General features: G+C 42.7%; 15 protein-coding genes. 3 read left to right on the plus strand and 12 right to left on the minus strand.

From position 1 onward, the window contains the following. Positions 1 to 155: 155 nt before the first annotated feature. The 6 genes from ctaG to cyoE all read right to left on the minus strand — a co-directional run bounded on the left by ctaG (position 156) and on the right by cyoE (position 6,080). Positions 156 to 1,064 (minus strand): cytochrome c oxidase assembly factor CtaG, encoded by a 909-nt coding sequence (gene ctaG, locus EP737_RS05435; RefSeq protein WP_129726909.1) that lies wholly within the window; start codon positions 1,062 to 1,064, stop codon positions 156 to 158. Positions 1,065 to 1,152: 88 nt separating this feature from the next. Then, positions 1,153 to 1,491 (minus strand): cytochrome c oxidase subunit IVB, encoded by a 339-nt coding sequence (ctaF, locus tag EP737_RS05440; protein WP_129726910.1) that lies wholly within the window; start codon positions 1,489 to 1,491, stop codon positions 1,153 to 1,155. Positions 1,492 to 1,494: 3 nt separating this feature from the next. Further along, positions 1,495 to 2,118: a cytochrome (ubi)quinol oxidase subunit III gene (locus tag EP737_RS05445; RefSeq protein WP_129726911.1), complete on the minus strand. Its 624-nt coding sequence runs from the start codon at positions 2,116 to 2,118 to the stop codon at positions 1,495 to 1,497. Then, on the minus strand, positions 2,118 to 3,977 hold the full coding sequence (gene ctaD / locus EP737_RS05450) for a cytochrome c oxidase subunit I (RefSeq protein ID WP_129726912.1): 1,860 nt from the start codon (positions 3,975 to 3,977) through the stop codon (positions 2,118 to 2,120). The genes EP737_RS05445 and ctaD overlap by 1 nt, the downstream gene beginning before the upstream one ends. A 34-nt stretch (positions 3,978 to 4,011) precedes the next feature. Beyond that, on the minus strand, positions 4,012 to 5,061 hold the full coding sequence (gene coxB / locus EP737_RS05455; RefSeq protein WP_129726913.1) for a cytochrome c oxidase subunit II: 1,050 nt from the start codon (positions 5,059 to 5,061) through the stop codon (positions 4,012 to 4,014). 173 nt (positions 5,062 to 5,234) lie between these two features. Further along, positions 5,235 to 6,080 (minus strand): heme o synthase, encoded by an 846-nt coding sequence (cyoE, locus tag EP737_RS05460; protein WP_379952329.1) that lies wholly within the window; start codon positions 6,078 to 6,080, stop codon positions 5,235 to 5,237. Positions 6,081 to 6,634: 554 nt separating this feature from the next. Between cyoE and EP737_RS05465 the strand changes: the two genes are divergently transcribed. Continuing rightward, positions 6,635 to 7,597, plus strand: coding sequence for a COX15/CtaA family protein (locus tag EP737_RS05465; RefSeq protein WP_129726915.1), 963 nt, complete (start codon positions 6,635 to 6,637; stop codon positions 7,595 to 7,597). Between the two features lie 279 nt (positions 7,598 to 7,876). On the opposite strand, the gene pyc is transcribed toward EP737_RS05465, so the two are convergent. The 3 genes from pyc to EP737_RS05480 form a co-directional block, all read right to left on the minus strand. Beyond that, positions 7,877 to 11,320, minus strand: a complete 3,444-nt coding sequence (pyc, locus tag EP737_RS05470) for a pyruvate carboxylase (RefSeq protein WP_129726916.1) — start codon at positions 11,318 to 11,320, stop codon at positions 7,877 to 7,879. Positions 11,321 to 11,934: 614 nt separating this feature from the next. Next, positions 11,935 to 13,101: an FtsW/RodA/SpoVE family cell cycle protein gene (locus tag EP737_RS05475; RefSeq protein WP_129726917.1), complete on the minus strand. Its 1,167-nt coding sequence runs from the start codon at positions 13,099 to 13,101 to the stop codon at positions 11,935 to 11,937. Positions 13,102 to 13,389: 288 nt separating this feature from the next. Next, the gene (locus tag EP737_RS05480) at positions 13,390 to 13,677 is read right to left on the minus strand and encodes an Fpa/YlaN family protein (protein WP_129726918.1); all 288 of its coding nucleotides are present in this window, start codon (positions 13,675 to 13,677) and stop codon (positions 13,390 to 13,392) included. Positions 13,678 to 13,838: 161 nt separating this feature from the next. Between EP737_RS05480 and EP737_RS05485 the strand changes: the two genes are divergently transcribed. Further along, a complete protein-coding gene (locus EP737_RS05485) occupies positions 13,839 to 14,339 on the plus strand; it encodes a peptidyl-prolyl cis-trans isomerase (protein ID WP_129726919.1) in 501 nt (166 codons plus the stop codon). Positions 14,340 to 14,655: 316 nt separating this feature from the next. Here the strand turns inward: EP737_RS05485 and EP737_RS05490 are convergent, their stop codons facing one another. After that, positions 14,656 to 15,984 (minus strand): PhoH family protein, encoded by a 1,329-nt coding sequence (locus EP737_RS05490; protein WP_129726920.1) that lies wholly within the window; start codon positions 15,982 to 15,984, stop codon positions 14,656 to 14,658. A 181-nt stretch (positions 15,985 to 16,165) separates the two neighbouring features. After that, a complete protein-coding gene (locus tag EP737_RS05495; RefSeq protein ID WP_129726921.1) occupies positions 16,166 to 16,621 on the minus strand; it encodes a pyridoxamine 5'-phosphate oxidase family protein in 456 nt (151 codons plus the stop codon). 242 nt (positions 16,622 to 16,863) lie between these two features. Between EP737_RS05495 and EP737_RS05500 the strand changes: the two genes are divergently transcribed. Beyond that, the gene (locus EP737_RS05500; protein WP_129726922.1) at positions 16,864 to 17,064 is read left to right on the plus strand and encodes a YlaI family protein; all 201 of its coding nucleotides are present in this window, start codon (positions 16,864 to 16,866) and stop codon (positions 17,062 to 17,064) included. 99 nt (positions 17,065 to 17,163) lie between these two features. Here EP737_RS05500 and EP737_RS05505 read toward each other — a convergent pair whose 3' ends face one another. Beyond that, positions 17,164 to 17,445, minus strand: coding sequence for a hypothetical protein (locus tag EP737_RS05505; RefSeq protein WP_129726923.1), 282 nt, complete (start codon positions 17,443 to 17,445; stop codon positions 17,164 to 17,166). Positions 17,446 to 17,448 lie beyond the last annotated feature (3 nt).

The following is a 17,448-nucleotide window of genomic DNA, read 5'->3' on the forward strand; positions in this document are numbered from 1 at the left end:
GCAAGCCGTTAGGCGAAGGCAGAAGCGCAGTTGCAATTGTACTGTATTCCTACAATTTCCGACTGCGTCGAATTCGCTTCCAGCTGGAAATTTATATGTTCTTACAGTAAAAAAAGCCCGGAAAGCTCCCGAGCATGAACCAAATTTCATTTTTTTCATGGCTTAGTTTGCAAGTATGGCGGCAATGCAGGCGCCTCATTCTTCTCCTTCTCCCGTTCGCGGCGCGCCCATCGGAAAAAGACATAGCCGATAACCGTTCCATATACAATCTCTTGGATAATCTTCATAATCACGCCGCCCGTTTGCTGATCTTCCACAACCGGTATCCACCCTAAAAAATCTGGTCCTGTCAACTGCAGGGAAGAGAGTGTATCAGTTGGTACACAAAGCTCCATTGCCTTCATCCAAGCCTGCGGATCTGTATAGGTTGCAAATAGCGGGGTGCTGGCAAAAATAATAAGAGCACAAGCCGGCGTAAGCAGCATACCGTTGGCAAACATATAACCAATTTTTTTTATCTCACTAAGTGTTTGGTGATCCGGCAATGGATTTAAGACAGGCCACCACATCAGCAGCGCAGAAACGAATAAAATCGCTAAAAAGATTGGATGCCCAATATAACTTTGCTTGACTGCATCAAATACAACAGGCAAATGGTAAATGGAAAACAGAGCGTTAAACAAAAGCAAAGCAACAAGCGGTTTTCCCACTGTACTGAGCAGCAGACGAACCACTCTCACTTGAATCACTCTCTCTAGCAGCCAGTTTGGCAAACCAAGCAACAAAAGCGGCGGTACTACCGTATATAAAATCGCCATCTCTGTCATATGCGCACTAAAGATAATATGGCCAAGCAAGTCAATCGGACCGCCCTTGACAAGATATAATAGGACAATACCAGTAACAAAATAAAACTGCTGCTTTTTGCTTACTTTCTCAGCATGAGGAATATACGAACGATATTTTCCAATGATTAGAAAATATGCCACTAACACTAGAATCATCATCGATAAAAAGATAGGGCTCCATAACGCTTCAAAACCGAAAATCCATAAGTTGTTCATTGGATACACCCCCTTCATAATAAAGAAAACGGATACTCTCCTCAGCTTGCATAAAAGGAGATTGATCATAATCAATCTCCTTTTATAGTTACCACCAAATAAGCACTGTAAATGTTAAAATTGTCAATAAGCCGACAGTAATACCACCGTACAGGAACAAAGAAGGCGCCTCATGTCCTTTGTGGCTCATATGCATAAAGTAGTACAGCTGAAAAATCACTTGCACAACAGCAAGTAAAATAATGAATGGTACAGTGAAAATCGGATCAAACGTTTTCGGATACATGACTGCTAAAAATGCAATGAGGGTCAAGAAAATCATCAATGCAAATGAAACGACATGATGCTTCATTTCCTCCGCATTTTTCTTTCTTCTGTATTCAATATTCACTTTTGAATTTGCAATTTCAGGTTGTTTTAACGCCATTGTTTATCCCACCATTCCCATTAAATAAACTACAGTGAAAATAAACACCCAAACGACATCAATAAAGTGCCAGTATAGAGACGCTACATAATACTTCGGTGCGTTATACAAATTTAAACCGCGTCTGGCATTGCGGAGGATAAGAGTCAAAATCCACAGTAAGCCAAAGGTAACGTGCGCACCATGTGTACCAACAAGTGTGTAAAAAGCGGAGCCAAACGCGCTGCTTCTTATCGTATGCTTAAAATGTGTAACATAATGGTGAAACTCATAAATTTCAAGACCTAAGAAGCCTGCACCTAACAAAACTGTAACGATAAGCCACAGCTGCATTTGTTTGAAATTTAGGTTTTTCATATGATAAATGGCGTATACACTTGTTAAGCTGCTTGTTAACAAAAGCATGGTCGCCATAAAAACAATCGGGAGCTCGAACAGTTCTTGTGTTGTCGGTCCGCCGTTTGTTGAGTTTCTCAAAGCAAGATACGTTCCGAAGAGAGAGGCAAACAACACCGTCTCTCCTCCAAGGAACAACCAAAAGCCTAAGAATTTATTTTTTCCTTCTAGAGTTGCTTTCTCCGGATCAGCAGGAAGCGTCTCAAGGGTTAATCTTTCATCTGCTCGCATTATGCCGTAACCCCCTTATCATCACCATCTAAATCTTCCTTATGAATGTGATAGCCGTGGTCATCGATAACAGAACGCAGGAGCATCGATCCGAATGTAATGGCTAAGCCAATGAACGCGACAATCAGCCACTGGGTTTCTTTTCCACCCTCCATGTACATCGCTCCAAAAGCAGCAATGAACAATCCTAAAGAGGTTGTAAATGGCAGGAAAGAAGAGTTAGGCATATGAATATCGCCAACTGGCTCTGCAGGTGTTAGCCCCTTGCGCCCTTCCATTTTTTCAATCCACAATGCATCTAAGCCGCGAACGAACGGCAATTGTTTGAAGTTGTACTCCGGAGTCGGTGCCTCTACCGACCACTCAAGCGTACGTGCATCCCATGGATCGCGTCCAGCAGCTTTTCCAGATACAGCTGTTTTCACAACATTCACCAATAGAACAATCGTCGCTACAGCCATAAAAGCTGCACCAACAGAGCTGATTAAATTGCCTGTTTCCAGCCCCTGCCCTGGTAAATACGTGAAATAACGACGCGGCATCCCCATCAGACCGAGGAAATGCTGGATAAAAAATGTTAAATGGAAACCGATAAAGAACAGCCAGAATGTGATCTTTCCTAGCGTCTCATTTAACATCCGGTTAAACATAAGCGGCCAGTAGTAATGCACCCCTGCAAATAAACCGAAGACAACCCCGCCGACAATTACGTAATGGAAATGCGCCACAACGAAGTAGCTGTCATGGAACTGATAGTCCGCCGGCGCCGAAGCAAGCTGAATCCCTGTTACCCCGCCCATTACGAAGGATGGGATAAAAGCAACTGCATACATCATAGGTGTCGTGAAACGGATGCTTCCTCCCCACATTGTAAATAGCCAGTTGAAAATTTTAATCCCTGTTGGAACAGCAATCGCCATTGTCGCTACAGCGAAAATCGCATTAGCAATAGGCCCCAGACCAACTGTGAACATGTGATGTGCCCATACCATGAAGCCTAAAAAACCAATTAACACTGTCGCAAAGACCATAGAAGAATATCCGAATAAGCGCTTCTTCGAGAAGGTTGCAAACACTTCAGAAAAAATACCGAATGCTGGAAGAATAAGAATATACACTTCAGGATGCCCAAAAATCCAAAATAAGTGTTCCCAAATAATTGTATTCCCGCCAAGAGCCGGATCAAAGAATGCTGTACCAAATAAACGATCGAGCAGTAATAACGCCAGGCCGACCGTTAACGGCGGGAATGCAAACAAAATAAGTGCAGAAACAACAAACGCTGTCCATGTAAACATTGGCATACGCATATACGTCATACCCGGTGCACGCATATTGATGATGGTAACAAGAAAGTTAATTCCCCCAATTAACGTACCTATACCAGCTATCTGCAAACCGAGAATGTAGAAATCGACGCCATGCGTTTGTGCAGCAAGCGTTAAAGATGCATAAGATGTCCACCCAGCATCTGGGGCGCCACCTAAAAACCAGCTGCAGTTTAAGAATACCCCCCCGAAGAAAAACAACCAAAAGCCCAAGGCGTTAACATATGGAAATGCTACGTCACGTGCCCCGATTTGCAGCGGTACTGCCGCATTTAAGAAAGCAAAGATGAGCGGCATGGCTGCCAAGAAAATCATCGTTGTACCATGCATCGTTAATACTTGGTTATATGCATCTCCCACTAGAAAGTCATTGTTCGGCACAGCGAGCTGAAAGCGGATAAACAAAGCTTCGATTCCGCCGGCAACAAAGAATAATCCACCCGCAACTAAATACAAAATGGCGATTTTCTTATGGTCCACCGTCGTTAAGTAATCCCAAAGAACGCTTTTTTTCTTCGCTACAGAACTCACGTTTTTACCTCCCCTTCGTGATTTTTCCCCTTATTTACTGCGTAACCTTGAGGCTCTGTAAATACACTGTCAAGGCATCAACTTCTTGATCTGTCAAGTTGCCGTATTTTCCGGTCATTTTGTTGCCCGGCTTCATGCTTTCTGGATCCTTTAACCAGTTTTTGATATTTTCATCAGTGTGATCTGCGATACCTGCTACCATATCACGGTCACCAAAGTTAGCCAGGTTCGGTGCAATACGCGCAGCAGCCGGACGAGAGTCATTGCCTGCTACAGCATGACAGCCCACACAACTCTTTTGGAAAATTTCCTCTCCTTGCTGTGCCTGCGCCGTAGCTGCAGTCTCTTTGCCATCCTGCTTTTTCATAGCAGCTATCCAAGCTTTGTACTCGTCTTCTTCAAGCGCTTTCACTTTAAATTGCATCAGTGCATGTGAAGGGCCGCAAAACTCTGTACAAAATCCGTTGTACGTTCCTGCCTTATCAGCTTGAATCCACATCTTATTTGTGTTTTCCGGATTTGTATCCATTTTCCCTGCCAATGATGGAACCCAGAAAGCGTGCTTAATATCCGCTCCCTTTAAGTTTAAGTATACCTTTTTCCCCGTAGGGATGACCAATTCCTGAGACGTGACTACCTTATCCGTCTTATAAGCAAATTCCCACCAATAAAGACGCGCTGTAACATCAACTACAACCGTATCCTTATCAAGCTTTTTCTTTTCTGCCGCGCTTACATCCGCAAGCTTAAATGTGTATGTAACAGTAGGAACAGCTAAAATTAACAGCAAGAGAATTGGAATAACAGTCCAAATAATCTCCAGCTTATGACTCCCCTCCACTTGCTTCGGAATAACGTGCTCTTGCCCCTTTTTCTGACGAAATTTCACAATTACGTAGAAAAAAATAACCGAGACAACCGCCACTACGAAAACCATAATCACGCTGGATAATATCAATAAATCATACTGCATCTTGGCTGCTTCGCCTTGCGGAATCAAAGTAGATTGAAATTCTTTACCGCATCCCCCTAACAGTAAAGACAGCAAGGAAACAAGCGAAACCAATCGCCACTGTTTCTTCATGCACACAAACCCCGCTTTCTTTATTGATTAGATTTTACTTTATAGGAAATTAAAGTAAATCTCAACGTAAAAAATCCCCTTGTCACTTCGCTAAAAAAACGCAATTTTCGGAAAAATCTATGTTTTTTATAAGGCAACCGGAATAACCGATTGCCTTATCTGAAAAACCTAATTTAGAACATCACAACTACAATCATTAAACCAAATAAAATCAATAAGTAATTCAATGAATATACAAACATTTGAACGGACCATTTGATGTCGTCTTTTGTGCGGAAGCCATACAGTCCAAGTGCAAACCAACCAACATTTAAAAGCGTCGCAACTACCATAAATGTAATACCGAGCGAGTGCATATAAAATGGCAGCGGCAGCAAGCACGCGACCCAAATAATGATTTGGCGTTTTGTCATCTCAAAACCATGTACAACAGGCAGCATTGGAATGCCGGCTTTTCGGTATTCCTCTACACGTTTCATCGCCAATGCGAGGAAATGCGGAATTTGCCAAATAAACATAATTAAGAACATCATCCAAGCGATGAAGTCTAAATTCGGATCAAGCGCAGCCCATCCAATAAGCGGTGGCACCGCTCCTGAAACACTTCCAATTACTGTATTAAGCGTGTATGTTCGTTTTGTCCATAATGAATAGAGCACCACATAAGTAAACGTGCCGATGAATCCAATAAATGCAGCCATTGGAGTTGTCAGCAATAAACAGGCAAAGCCAAGTAACAATAATATAATACCGAGAGTTAAAACAAAATTCCCTTTAAACTTCCCAGTAACTGTCGGTCGATGCTTCGTGCGCTCCATTAAATGATCGATATCGCGATCAATATAATTATTTAAACTGCAGGAACCTGCAATAATAAGCGACGAGCCAAGTAATGTAAACACCATTTTGTCGAGCTCATGCAAAAAGCTGAGTCCATTATAATGGAGAGCGAGCCAAAAGCCCGTGAATGTTGTCAAGGCGTTTGAATTGACAATCCCCATTTTCAAAAGCGCAACCATGTCCTGCTTCCACGTTGTTTGCGGTATATCATTCACAGTTGACTGCTCGTGTACCTGTGTTGCTTGACTCACTTTCTTCAACCCCTTTCCGTCCATTTACAAACTGTTTTTCTATCTATACGGCAATATTATTACAGTAGAGATATTGTTTTTATCAGTCTATCTTAAAATGCACAAAACTTGCTCGATTATATTAAAACATATTTCGTGGGAAATTTGTGAAGAAAACATGAACATTATGTGTCTTTTTCAAACAGGCTTTTTTTATCTGTTATAATCATAACATGAATTTGTTTCCATGATAAATATTTTTGTCCAAAATTGCACTGAATTGTTTATAACTGGATATCATTGTTATTTTTTTACAAAACAGGGCACTTTTATACCTCTATGCATATACACCGCGAAACATCATTTCCAACCCTTTACATCTCTTTGCTATTTTCTAGGGTTTTATATATCATAGGACTGGGACAAAGTTGTTATTTATAATGGAAGAATCATTTCATCAAGATATTGTAGCATAATTTCATTTCAGAAAGTAGGTGAACGGGTTGCGACGTTTCCTGAAACTACTAGGAGTTGTAACCAGCTTAAATCTTTTATTTGTTTTGCTCGGAGGAGCTTTAGTGACAAAAACAGGTTCCGGGCTTGGCTGCGGAAGACAATGGCCACTTTGTCACGGACAAATTATCCCACACCCGCTCACGCTTGAAACTGTAATTGAACTAAGCCATCGTCTCGTATCTGGCGCAGCAGGGATTTTAGTGACTTTATTATGCATTCTATCGTGGCTGTATTTAGGTCATATACGCGAAACAAAGCCGCTTGCAATTGTCTCCTTTTCATTCTTACTCGCTCAGGCGCTAATCGGCGCAGCTGCAGTTGTGTGGGGACAATCGGGCGCTGTACTGGCGATCCATTTTGGAATTTCTCTTATTTCATTTGCAGCTGTTATTTTGCAGACACTTCTTATTTTTGAAGTAGACAAAAAATTTGATGCACAGTCAGTTGCACTTGATAGCAAAATGAAATTTCATATTTATGGCATAACCATTTACAGCTATATTGTCGTGTACACGGGGGCGCTCGTTCGCCATGAGCATGCAAGCTTAGCTTGTCCCACTTTCCCTTTTTGCAGTAAAAATAGTCCATTCCCTACACAATTTCATGAGTGGGTACAGATGGGACATCGCTTTGCCGCAGTCTTGATTTTCATTTGGATCGGCTATGCATTTCTGTTCGCTGCAAGGGAATATCGGGGACAGCGCGTCATCTATTACGGCTGGCGGACTGCATTCATTCTTGTCTGCCTGCAAGCTATATCGGGCGCACTCATTGTATATACAGAGTTAAACCTATACGTTGCCCTACTGCATGCGCTTTGTATTTCTTGCTTGTTCGCTGTGCTTTGCTACCTTGTTTTGCTCGCGACGCGAAGCAAGACAAACAAACAAGCGAAAAGCGCTGTACCAAACAATGAGCAATCCTTCGGTACAGAACCTCTATCTAAATAAGGTAGAGGTTTTTCTGTAGGCACAGCTGACTAAACCATAACTAGCTCCGACAAGCTAATAATCAGCGCACAAAATACGAGGCTTTAGCAAATTTGATTCATGGAAAGTCTGTTTCCCTTCTTACAGTATAAGAAAAGCGGACAAAGCCCGCCTTTTGCGGAGGTTCAGCCCGGAATCTGCCATTTTGGCCTTGGGAGTTAGACATCACCCCGAAAAGTTATATTTTCTTATCTCGCAAAAAAGGACGCTCCTGACATATGTAGGAGACGTCCTTTTTTATCATTTATCCAACTCGATGAGCAGGTCGCCCGTTTGAATGGCATCGCCATCCTTCACGTACACTTCCTTAACAGATGCTGAAAACGGAGCTTGTACTGTTGTTTCCATTTTCATCGCTTCTGTAATGGCGATCGTATCGCCTTTTTTAACATGATCGCCCGCCTTTACAAGCACCTTGATTACCGTTCCCGGCATCGTTGCACTAATATGGCTTAGATTATCACGATTTCCTTTTACACGCTGCGCTACTGTAGATTGGATACTTTCATCCTTCACGATTACTTCACGTGGTTGTCCATTTAATTCAAAGTATACAACACGTGTTCCATCCAGCTGTGGTTCACCAATTGACACAAGTTTTACAATCAGCGTTTTTCCGCGCTCAATTTCTACTTCTATCTCTTCTCCTAAGCGCATGCCATAGAAGAATGTTGGGGTATCTAAAACAGAAAGCGTTCCGTATCTCTCATGAATGTTTTGATAATCCATAAACACCTTCGGATATAAAGCATACGAAAGCGCATCAAATATCGTTACTTGACGATTCAGCTTATGGAACAGCTCTTCCTTCAGCTTGCTAAAGTCTACGGGCTTAAGCAGCTCACCAGGACGAACGGCAAGAGGCTGTTTCCCCTTTAGAATAATGCGCTGCAGCTCTAATGGGAATCCTCCGTGCGGCTGTCCAAGATAACCTTCAAACATTTCTACAACAGAATCCGGGAAGTCAAGCGTCGCACCGCGCTCGAAAATATCCTCCTCTGTCAGATTGTTTTGCACCATAAACAATGCCATGTCTCCTACTACCTTCGAGGACGGCGTCACCTTGACGATATCGCCAAACAAATCGTTTACACGGCGGTACATTACTGTTACCTCATCAAAATGCTCACCAAGACCAACAGCTTTTGCTTGCTGCTGCAAGTTGCTATATTGTCCGCCTGGCATTTCATGCATATATACATCCGTATGCGGCGCGTTCATCCCGCTTTCAAAACGGCCATAGTATTTGCGTGTATCCTCCCAATAACGAGAAAGTTGTTCCAGCGCCCCGATGCTTACATCCGGCTGACGCTTATGTCCTTCTAACGCATAGTATAGTCCGTTCACACTCGGCTGAGATGTTAAGCCAGCCATAGAGCTTACTGCTACGTCTACAATATCAACACCCGCTTCAATTGCTTTTGCGTACGTGTAAATACCATTTCCGCTCGTATCATGCGTATGAAGATGGATTGGAAGCGATACAGTATCCTTTAATGCAGATACCAAATCATAAGCAGCCTGCGGCTTTAACAGACCAGCCATGTCTTTGATTCCTAAAATATGAGCACCTGCTGCCTCAAGCTCCTTGGCCATATTTGTATAGTATTTCAGATCATATTTGCTGCGGGATGGGTCATGAATATCTCCTGTGTAGCAAATGGCTGCTTCAGCCAGCTTACCGCTTTGACGAACCGCATCAATCGCAACGCGCATTCCCTCAACCCAGTTTAAGCTGTCAAATACGCGGAATACATCAATCCCCGCTTGCGCAGAACTTTCAACAAACTTTTGGATTACATTGTCTGGGTAGTTCGTATACCCAACTGCATTAGATGCACGCAGCAGCATTTGGAACAAAACGTTCGGAACGCGCTTGCGAAGCTGCAATAATCTTTCCCATGGATCTTCTTTTAAGAAACGGTACGCCACATCAAACGTTGCGCCGCCCCACATTTCCATTGAGAACAAATTCGGCAGCAAATGAGCAGTAGGCTCGGCAATGTTTTTCAAATCCTGCGTACGAACTCTCGTCGCCAATAACGATTGATGCGCATCACGGAATGTTGTATCAGTAAGCAATACTTTCTCTTGCTCCTGCACCCATTTTACTAAACCGTCAGCACCGCGCTCATCCAGGATGTTTTTCGTTCCTGTCAATGATTCTGCATAATCAAATTTCGGCACGCGCGGCTCAACGAAAATTGGCTTTTCGTTTTTACCGATACCCGGGAAGCCGTTAACGGTAATCGATCCGATATATGTTAGCATTTTCGTCCCGCGGTCTTTTCTTTTCGGGAATACGAACAATTCCGGTGTTGTATCAATAAAAGAGGTATTATATTCTCCAGATAAGAAATTTGGATGCTTGACTACATTTTCCAGGAACGGAATATTCGTTTTAATACCACGAATACGGAATTCCTTCAGGTTTCGTCCCATTTTTGCAGCCGCTTGCTCAAATGTAAGTGCCCATGTTGTTACCTTTACAAGTAAAGAATCATAGTACGGCGTAATGAGCGCACCTTGAAAGCTGTTTCCTGTATCTAAACGTACCCCAAAGCCGCCGCCAGAACGATATGCCATAATTCTTCCTGTATCTGGCATAAAATTATTAAGCGGATCCTCGGTAGTTACGCGTGATTGAATTGCGTAGCCGTGCGTTTGAATTTTATCCTGATGCGGAATAGCAATTCTGTCACTATGTAATGCATAGCCATCTGCAATTAAAATTTGCGTCTGAACAATGTCGACTCCCGTAATCATCTCTGTAATTGTATGCTCTACTTGAATACGCGGATTTACTTCGATGAAATAAAATTTATCATCTTTTACAAGAAACTCTACTGTTCCTGCATTGATATAACTCACATTTGCTGATAATTTGACAGCCGCTTCACAGATTTCATTGCGCAAGCCTTCTGAAAGAGAAACGCTCGGTGCTACTTCAACAACCTTCTGATGACGACGCTGTACGGAGCAATCCCTCTCAAACAGATGCACAACATTGCCGCTCTTATCAGCAAGAATTTGTACCTCAATATGCTTTGGATTTTCTACAAACTTCTCTACATATACTTCATCGCTTCCAAAAGCAGCCTTTGCTTCGGATTTTGCACGATCATATGCTTCCTGTAATTCAGAAGCCTCGCGAACAATACGCATTCCGCGGCCACCGCCGCCAAGAGCTGCCTTAATGATAATCGGATAATCATATGTTTTGGCAAAGCTTTCTACTTCTTCTAAGCTTTCTATAGGACCATCACTTCCCGGAATAACAGGTATACCGGCAGCTAGTGCTTGTCCCCTTGCTTTCACCTTATCCCCGAACATATCTAGATGTTCGCTCTTTGGTCCGATAAAAACAATTCCCTCTTCCTCACAGCGTCTTGCAAATTGAATATTTTCAGATAAAAAGCCGTAACCTGGATGAATTGCATCCACACTGTTACGTTTGGCAATTGCAATAATTCCTTCGATATCAAGATATGCATCAATCGGTTTTTTGCCTTCCCCTACTAAATACGCCTCATCCGCTTTGTAACGGTGATAGGAACCGGCATCTTCTTTCGAGTAGATCGCAACAGTCCGCAATCCGAGTTCTGTACACGCGCGGAACACACGAATCGCGATTTCACCGCGGTTTGCAACTAATACTTTTTGAATGTTCTGCAGCTTTCTCATACATTCTCCCCTTTTCTTGCTGTTTGTTGGAACACATTTCAATTATCATACACCATTTTTCAGAATTTGATAAGTTTTCTGTATCATTCATTTCACACATGAAGTATAACACACATATCAAAAGGTAACCACAAAAAAACATATAATTTTCAGAAAATTATGACATACCATTCTTCTAAAAACAACATAAAAAGACAATTAATAACAAGTTTCACAGTATATTTATCATGATAATGCATCGTTTCTTTACATAGGGTTATGTTTTTTAGACAAAGGCATTCATAAAAATAACAATAATTTTTTACATTTTTTTCTTGTTTGCGCTATTATCTGTTATAGCATTTTTTATAACCAAAGATGGAACAAGCACAATGACACAGATGAAGTAAGGTTTTCATATATTTTGATCAAAGAAGGCGATTTAACTGCAAAGAGCTGGTAACAGAAGTAAATCGATATCCGACCAAGCTCGCCAATTGGCGAAGACAGAGGCGTAATTGCATTTACACTGTATTTCTACAATTGCCGGCTCCGTCGAATTGGCTTCTAGCTGGGAATGCACAGTAAAAAAGGCTTTGTATCTTTGTACAAAGCCTTGAGCTATCAAATATGCCTTACTTCACTACCACCAGATGCGGTTTTTGCGGTACCGGTTGTTTCGTACGCTTTTCCTGTGCCTTCACCTGACTAGCAACATTCGCTAAAATTCCCATCGCCATTAAATTTGCTACCAAGGAACTGCCGCCGCTGCTGACAAATGGAACAGGCACACCCGTGAGTGGCAGCAGCCCTGTCACGCCGCCGACGTTAACAATCGTTTGAATGCCGATCATACTCCCTACACCAATCGCAAGCATACTGCCAAATGGATCTTTACATCGCTGGGCAATCTTGAAAGCTTTAAGTACGATGAGCGCCAAAGACGCAAGGATAACGGTTACACCTAAAAATCCCAGCTCTTCCGATACAATAGCCATAATAAAATCTGTATGCGGCTCTGGCAAATAACCGTATTTTTGTACGCTGTTACCCAGTCCCAAACCTTTGATGCCTCCTGATGCAATTGCAATAAAAGAGTTGATTATATGAAAGCCTTCTCCTTGTGGATCTTGGAATGGATTGAAGAAGGTTTGAATCCGGCTATATTGCTCCTTAGTCAAACCAAACATGACAATGAGACAGATAAGAGGCACCCAAACAATAGATGTAAGAAGCAGCCTCTTTATCCATACATCCACGCGAATACCCGAACAAAAAATCATCATTCCCACGATTGCAGTAATAAGCATGTCTGTTCCTAAATCAGGCTGCATTTTAATAAGAACAAGCACAGTAAACAAAAACCCCCATGTTCCAATCTTGCTTCGTCCTGCTATTCTACCTTGTTCATGCCATTTTGCAAAAAAACGGGCCAACACAATAATGATGCACAGCTTAATCAACTCAGACGGCTGTGTGCCCCATAGCCATGACTTCGCATTGTTCACAACTCTACCAAACACCAACACAAGAAGCAGGACAAATGTCCCTCCTGCATATATTGCAACAGCCACAATTTTCTTTTTCCAAACATGATACGGAACAGACGCAAGCACGACAAACAAAAGAAACCCCATAATTAGCGATCTCAACTGCGAGAGGAAAAACTGGTCGCTCGCATAGCCATACTTCGCAATAGCGACAATTGAACTGGCACTATATACCATAATAATCCCAAGCGTGCAAACTATCAGCAGCGGAAGCAATAAAGTATAATCGAATGACTTCCATGCTCGTTTCATCGAATTCCCCCTTTCTCCAGTCATTTTACATGTTGTATTCCATAAAAAAATCGTGTATTCCTTCCCCCTCCAGAGGACATCCATTCTTCAGCTATGTATAATTTTTTTTTTTTTTAAACTCGTCGATTGGCGAGCCCTGCCCCCGGGCGAAGACAGAGACGTAGCCCTACTTACACTGTATTCCTACAATCTCCGACTACGTCGAGTTGGCTCCTAGCTGGAAATGTATTCCTTCCTACAGTGACACAAAAGAGCTCGAGCCTTGTTCGGCCGAGCTCCTCATATACATTATGGTTGATTTTTCGTAAATGCCTCATGCAGGGCAGATAACTCACGCTCAAGCTCCCCTAAAATCTCCTTACCTTGTGCTTCTTCAATTAAGCCAAGTCTAACGGCAAAGTCGACTTCGCGGGACAACCCGAACATTTGCGTATCCAGCACCTCCTCGTACAATGGACATTGAGGCATTGTCAGATGATCCATTTGCACATGAATGAGCTTTAAAATTTTTTCTGCATCAGCTTTTAGAAGGGCAAGAGCCTTATCCTGATGATTCGTTACCGTCTCAGACGCCAAATTGGTTCCCTCCGTTTCCGTCCAACTCTCCTATCTCTTAATATTATAGATAGTTTTGGCAAATTGCAATAGAAATCTTTCCTGCGACCTTAGCAGATGACAACTGTTTCTATCCCTATTATACTGAAACATGGGAGTAAAAAACAAATGGGGGCGTTATTATGACGAATGAAATTTTATTAATAAACGGAAACGTTAAGTTTTCGATTACATTGGACCCTAGTGTTTGGATTTTTGATGATCGGAAAGTAGATTTGTGCACATACTTTAACGAGCCAAGATTGGAGCAAAACCAACTTGAGCAATATACAAAAAGCGCTGCAGAACATTGGGATCGTGAAATTCGTGAAGGAGCTGCGTTCCCTCCGATTCAACGCAGCGTCACAAAGTTTGAAAAGGAAAAAATGATTACCGGGACATTTGCAATGCCGCTGCATCCATTTTTACAAAACGCAGAGATCAACGAGGGAGCACACGCAGTCGAGATTCATACAGAAACAAAGGTTTATACCCTCACCTTACAAGATGCAATGCAAGCTATTCTCGGCTTTTCGAAGGACGGTAAACCGCTCCGCGAAGATGGTCCAGTTCACCTATATTTCGGAGACGGCTCTAACGTGAATAACCCCATCGTTCAAGTCCGCCGATTTACTGTGTTGTAAAGAAAAGCGGACAAGGACCGGACCGCCTTTTATGGCAGCGTAGGGGTGAGCCGGAGTAAAAGGCGCTTTTTGCCTTTTGCGGAGGTTCAGCTTGGATTCTGCCATTTTGGACCTTGGGAGCTGGACATCATCCCGAAAAGTTAGACTTTCTTATCTTAAATAAAGAAAACTCGCCGATTGGCGAGCCCTGCCCCCCGGGCGAAGACGATTCAAAGAAGCTTTCCTTGTGTTCTTCCCCACAAAAGTCGCTTTTTGTGGGGAAGGTGATTGGACTGCGAAGGGCTGGGGCTTGATAACACCCAAAAAGTGCGGCTTCTTACAGTAAATCAGCGGCTAACTGCGCAAGGCTAGAGCGTTCACCTTTGACGAACTTCACATGTCCGCTTATTTTTTGCTCCTTAAACTTCTCTACCACGTAGGTAAGACCGTTATTGTATTCATCAAGATACGGATGGTCAATTTGCTGCGGGTCGCCCATCAGCACAATTTTACTTCTTTCTCCAACGCGTGTTAAAATCGTTTTCACTTCATGCTTCGTTAAATTTTGCGCCTCATCAATAATGATAAATTGCTCAGGTATGCTGCGACCGCGAATATACGTTAACGCCTCTACTTCAATGGACCCCATGCCTGCTAGGATAGCATCCAGCTCTCCTGGCTTTTTCGTGTTAAACAAATATTCGAGATTATCGTAAATGGGCTGCATCCACGGACGCAGTTTTTCTTCCTTCTCTCCTGGCAAATAGCCAATGTCTTTTCCTACCGGTACAATCGGGCGGGCTACAAGAAGCTTTTTATATAGGCCTAAATCCTCCGTTTGCATCAAGCCTGCCGCCAATGCAAGCAATGTTTTTCCAGTTCCCGCTTTTCCAATCAGCGTAACAAGCGGGATATCCTCTCGCAGGAGAAGTTCCATCCCCATAATTTGTTGGACGTTGCGCGGGCGAATCCCCCAAATTTGTTCATTAGGAAACACTAGCTTTTTTACCTTTTTGCCCGTATGATCAACAATTCCAATCGCAGATCCTGATCCGCCAAGCGAATCCTTCATAAGCACAAATTGATTTGAATAAAATGGATGATTTGCAATTTCAGAAACAGGAAGCTCCCCTTTTTCATAAAAACGATTGAGCAGCTCTTTTTGTATGTAAAATTCTAAGAAGCCCGTGTATATATTATCGACTTCAATCACGCGGTCGCTTAAATAATCTTCCGCCTGTAATCCGAGGGCATCAGCTTTTACGCGTACGAGCACGTCCTTGCTCACAAGAATGACCGGTCTTCCGTTTTCCTTCGCTTGCTCTTCAAGCGATAAATTCTTTGCCACTGCTAAAATACGGTTGTCGTTCGTTTTTTCCACAAAAATATCTTGCAACTGAACGAACGAGCGGTGGTTCAACTCGATGCGGAATGTTCCTCCATTTTCGAGTGGGATACTGTCATGCAGCTTACCGATCTCTCGGAATTTGTCAATCAACTTTGAGACGTAGCGTGCATTTCGACCGACCTCATCCATGTAACGTTTCTTAGAATCTACTTCTTCTAGTACGACTGCCGGTATAACAACCTCGTTATTATCGAACGAAAATAGTGACAACGGATCTTGCAAAAGCACATTCGTATCGAGAACATAGATTTTACTCAATCTGTTACCCCCTGACTCCACCATAGTTTGTAGAACAAGGGTTTCATCCATACAGGCTATGGACGAACCGTTGTTATTAATATATGAACCGTACCTACAAGATAGAATGACAAAAACGGAAACTTTCCTCATTTCAGTGACAAAAAAGGACGAACACATCTGCTGTCCGCCCTTATATACACTACAGTGCTTGTATGGCTGATAACACTTGGCTGTCGAGTTTCGCCGCCGCACGCGCATCATATGTTTTTTCATACTTCGGTTCTACAGAAATTTTGGAACCATAAAACATTACGTCCCTTACTTCCTCAATCGCAATCTCAACTAACGCCAGCTTTAGCGGTACACCTTCCATGCGATCCGCTTGAATGCTTGCTTTGCCGCTGATAGAATAGACGGATTCATTCGCAATCACATTTAACGTAACAGCACCATTGCTGCGCACGTTTTCGACGATACGGGAACGTTGATCAACCGCAAAACGAACAGAAGCTTCATTCATCGCATACACCCAAGAAATCGCGCTCACGTTCGGAGTCCCTTTTTCAAAATCAATGGTCGCAATCGTTACAATGCGTTCTTCCTGAAGAGCTTGAATTAACTCTGCTGTTAGTACAGGTTCTACTATGTTTGCCATGTTTCCACCCCCCATGTTTATTAAGTTCGCTTTCCCCCGTTCATTCCCTCCTGCCTGAGAAGGAATGAATCGGCTGAAATGAGATTATCTATGCCGTTATTGAGAAGTTAACGCTTGCTGTATATTTATCATACCCTGCTTTGTGAATATTGAAAATATTTATTTTATACATCTCGGTATAAACCGCTATCGCTTTCGTGATATACTGAATACAACATCATTTGGTTTTCGAGGTGACAATAATGAGAGTAAAGTGTATTTTATGCGATACAATTGAAGCGCTTCGTGACGAAGACCCGCAGGCAAAACGGCTGCGCAATCGTCCAATTCATACATATATGTGCAAAGGCTGCCATGACCGAATTTCTGAGCGTACAGCCCAACGTATAGAGACAGGAGCTTTCCGTTTATATAGCGGCAAGAAAATGGAAGAGGATTGGTAGAGTAAAGGTGGGGATGTGGACCGGACTTTGGAGCGGAACCATTCCCCACGAACCAAAACAAAGGAACTTCTACAGCACTCGAAGTTCCTCAAATATATGTTAGTAATTTTGAAACTTCTCCGGTTCCCGCTCCATTTGCTCTAAAAAACAATCAATCAGTTCTGTTGGAAAGCGCGTTGACTTGGTCTGCCCTTCCTTCGTATACGTAACAAGGTACATCTCCTCGTCCTTCTCAATTGTAACCTGTTCCACACCATGGTCCTTCTTGAGCACACCATCAAACAGTTCATAGGTTTCCTGTGCAGCCCCGTCGTTTGGTCTTGCCTCTGCAATCATTTTAATCGTAAGCCAGTTATATAATGCATCTTGTAATGATTTCATTCC

Origin of the sequence: Ectobacillus funiculus (assembly GCF_004138295.1) — a bacterium.
In the GTDB taxonomy this organism is placed as follows: domain Bacteria; phylum Bacillota; class Bacilli; order Bacillales; family Bacillaceae_G; genus Ectobacillus; species Ectobacillus funiculus.

Excerpts from the sequence above, each read along its gene's own strand:
- ctaF (WP_129726910.1), bottom strand. The coding sequence starts at position 1,491 with ATGGCGTTAAAACAACCTGAAATTGCAAATTCAAAAGTGAATATTGAA.
- EP737_RS05445 (WP_129726911.1), bottom strand. The coding sequence starts at position 2,118 with ATGCGAGCAGATGAAAGATTAACCCTTGAGACGCTTCCTGCTGATCCG.
- ctaG (WP_129726909.1), bottom strand. The coding sequence starts at position 1,064 with ATGAACAACTTATGGATTTTCGGTTTTGAAGCGTTATGGAGCCCTATC.
- EP737_RS05475 (WP_129726917.1), bottom strand. The coding sequence starts at position 13,101 with ATGAAACGAGCATGGAAGTCATTCGATTATACTTTATTGCTTCCGCTG.
- EP737_RS05505 (WP_129726923.1), bottom strand. The coding sequence starts at position 17,445 with ATGAAATCATTACAAGATGCATTATATAACTGGCTTACGATTAAAATG.
- cyoE (WP_379952329.1), bottom strand. The coding sequence starts at position 6,080 with ATGGTTGCGCTTTTGAAAATGGGGATTGTCAATTCAAACGCCTTGACA.
- EP737_RS05485 (WP_129726919.1), top strand. The coding sequence starts at position 13,839 with ATGACGAATGAAATTTTATTAATAAACGGAAACGTTAAGTTTTCGATT.
- coxB (WP_129726913.1), bottom strand. The coding sequence starts at position 5,061 with ATGAAGAAACAGTGGCGATTGGTTTCGCTTGTTTCCTTGCTGTCTTTA.
- pyc (WP_129726916.1), bottom strand. The coding sequence starts at position 11,320 with ATGAGAAAGCTGCAGAACATTCAAAAAGTATTAGTTGCAAACCGCGGT.
- EP737_RS05500 (WP_129726922.1), top strand. The coding sequence starts at position 16,864 with ATGAGAGTAAAGTGTATTTTATGCGATACAATTGAAGCGCTTCGTGAC.
- EP737_RS05495 (WP_129726921.1), bottom strand. The coding sequence starts at position 16,621 with ATGGCAAACATAGTAGAACCTGTACTAACAGCAGAGTTAATTCAAGCT.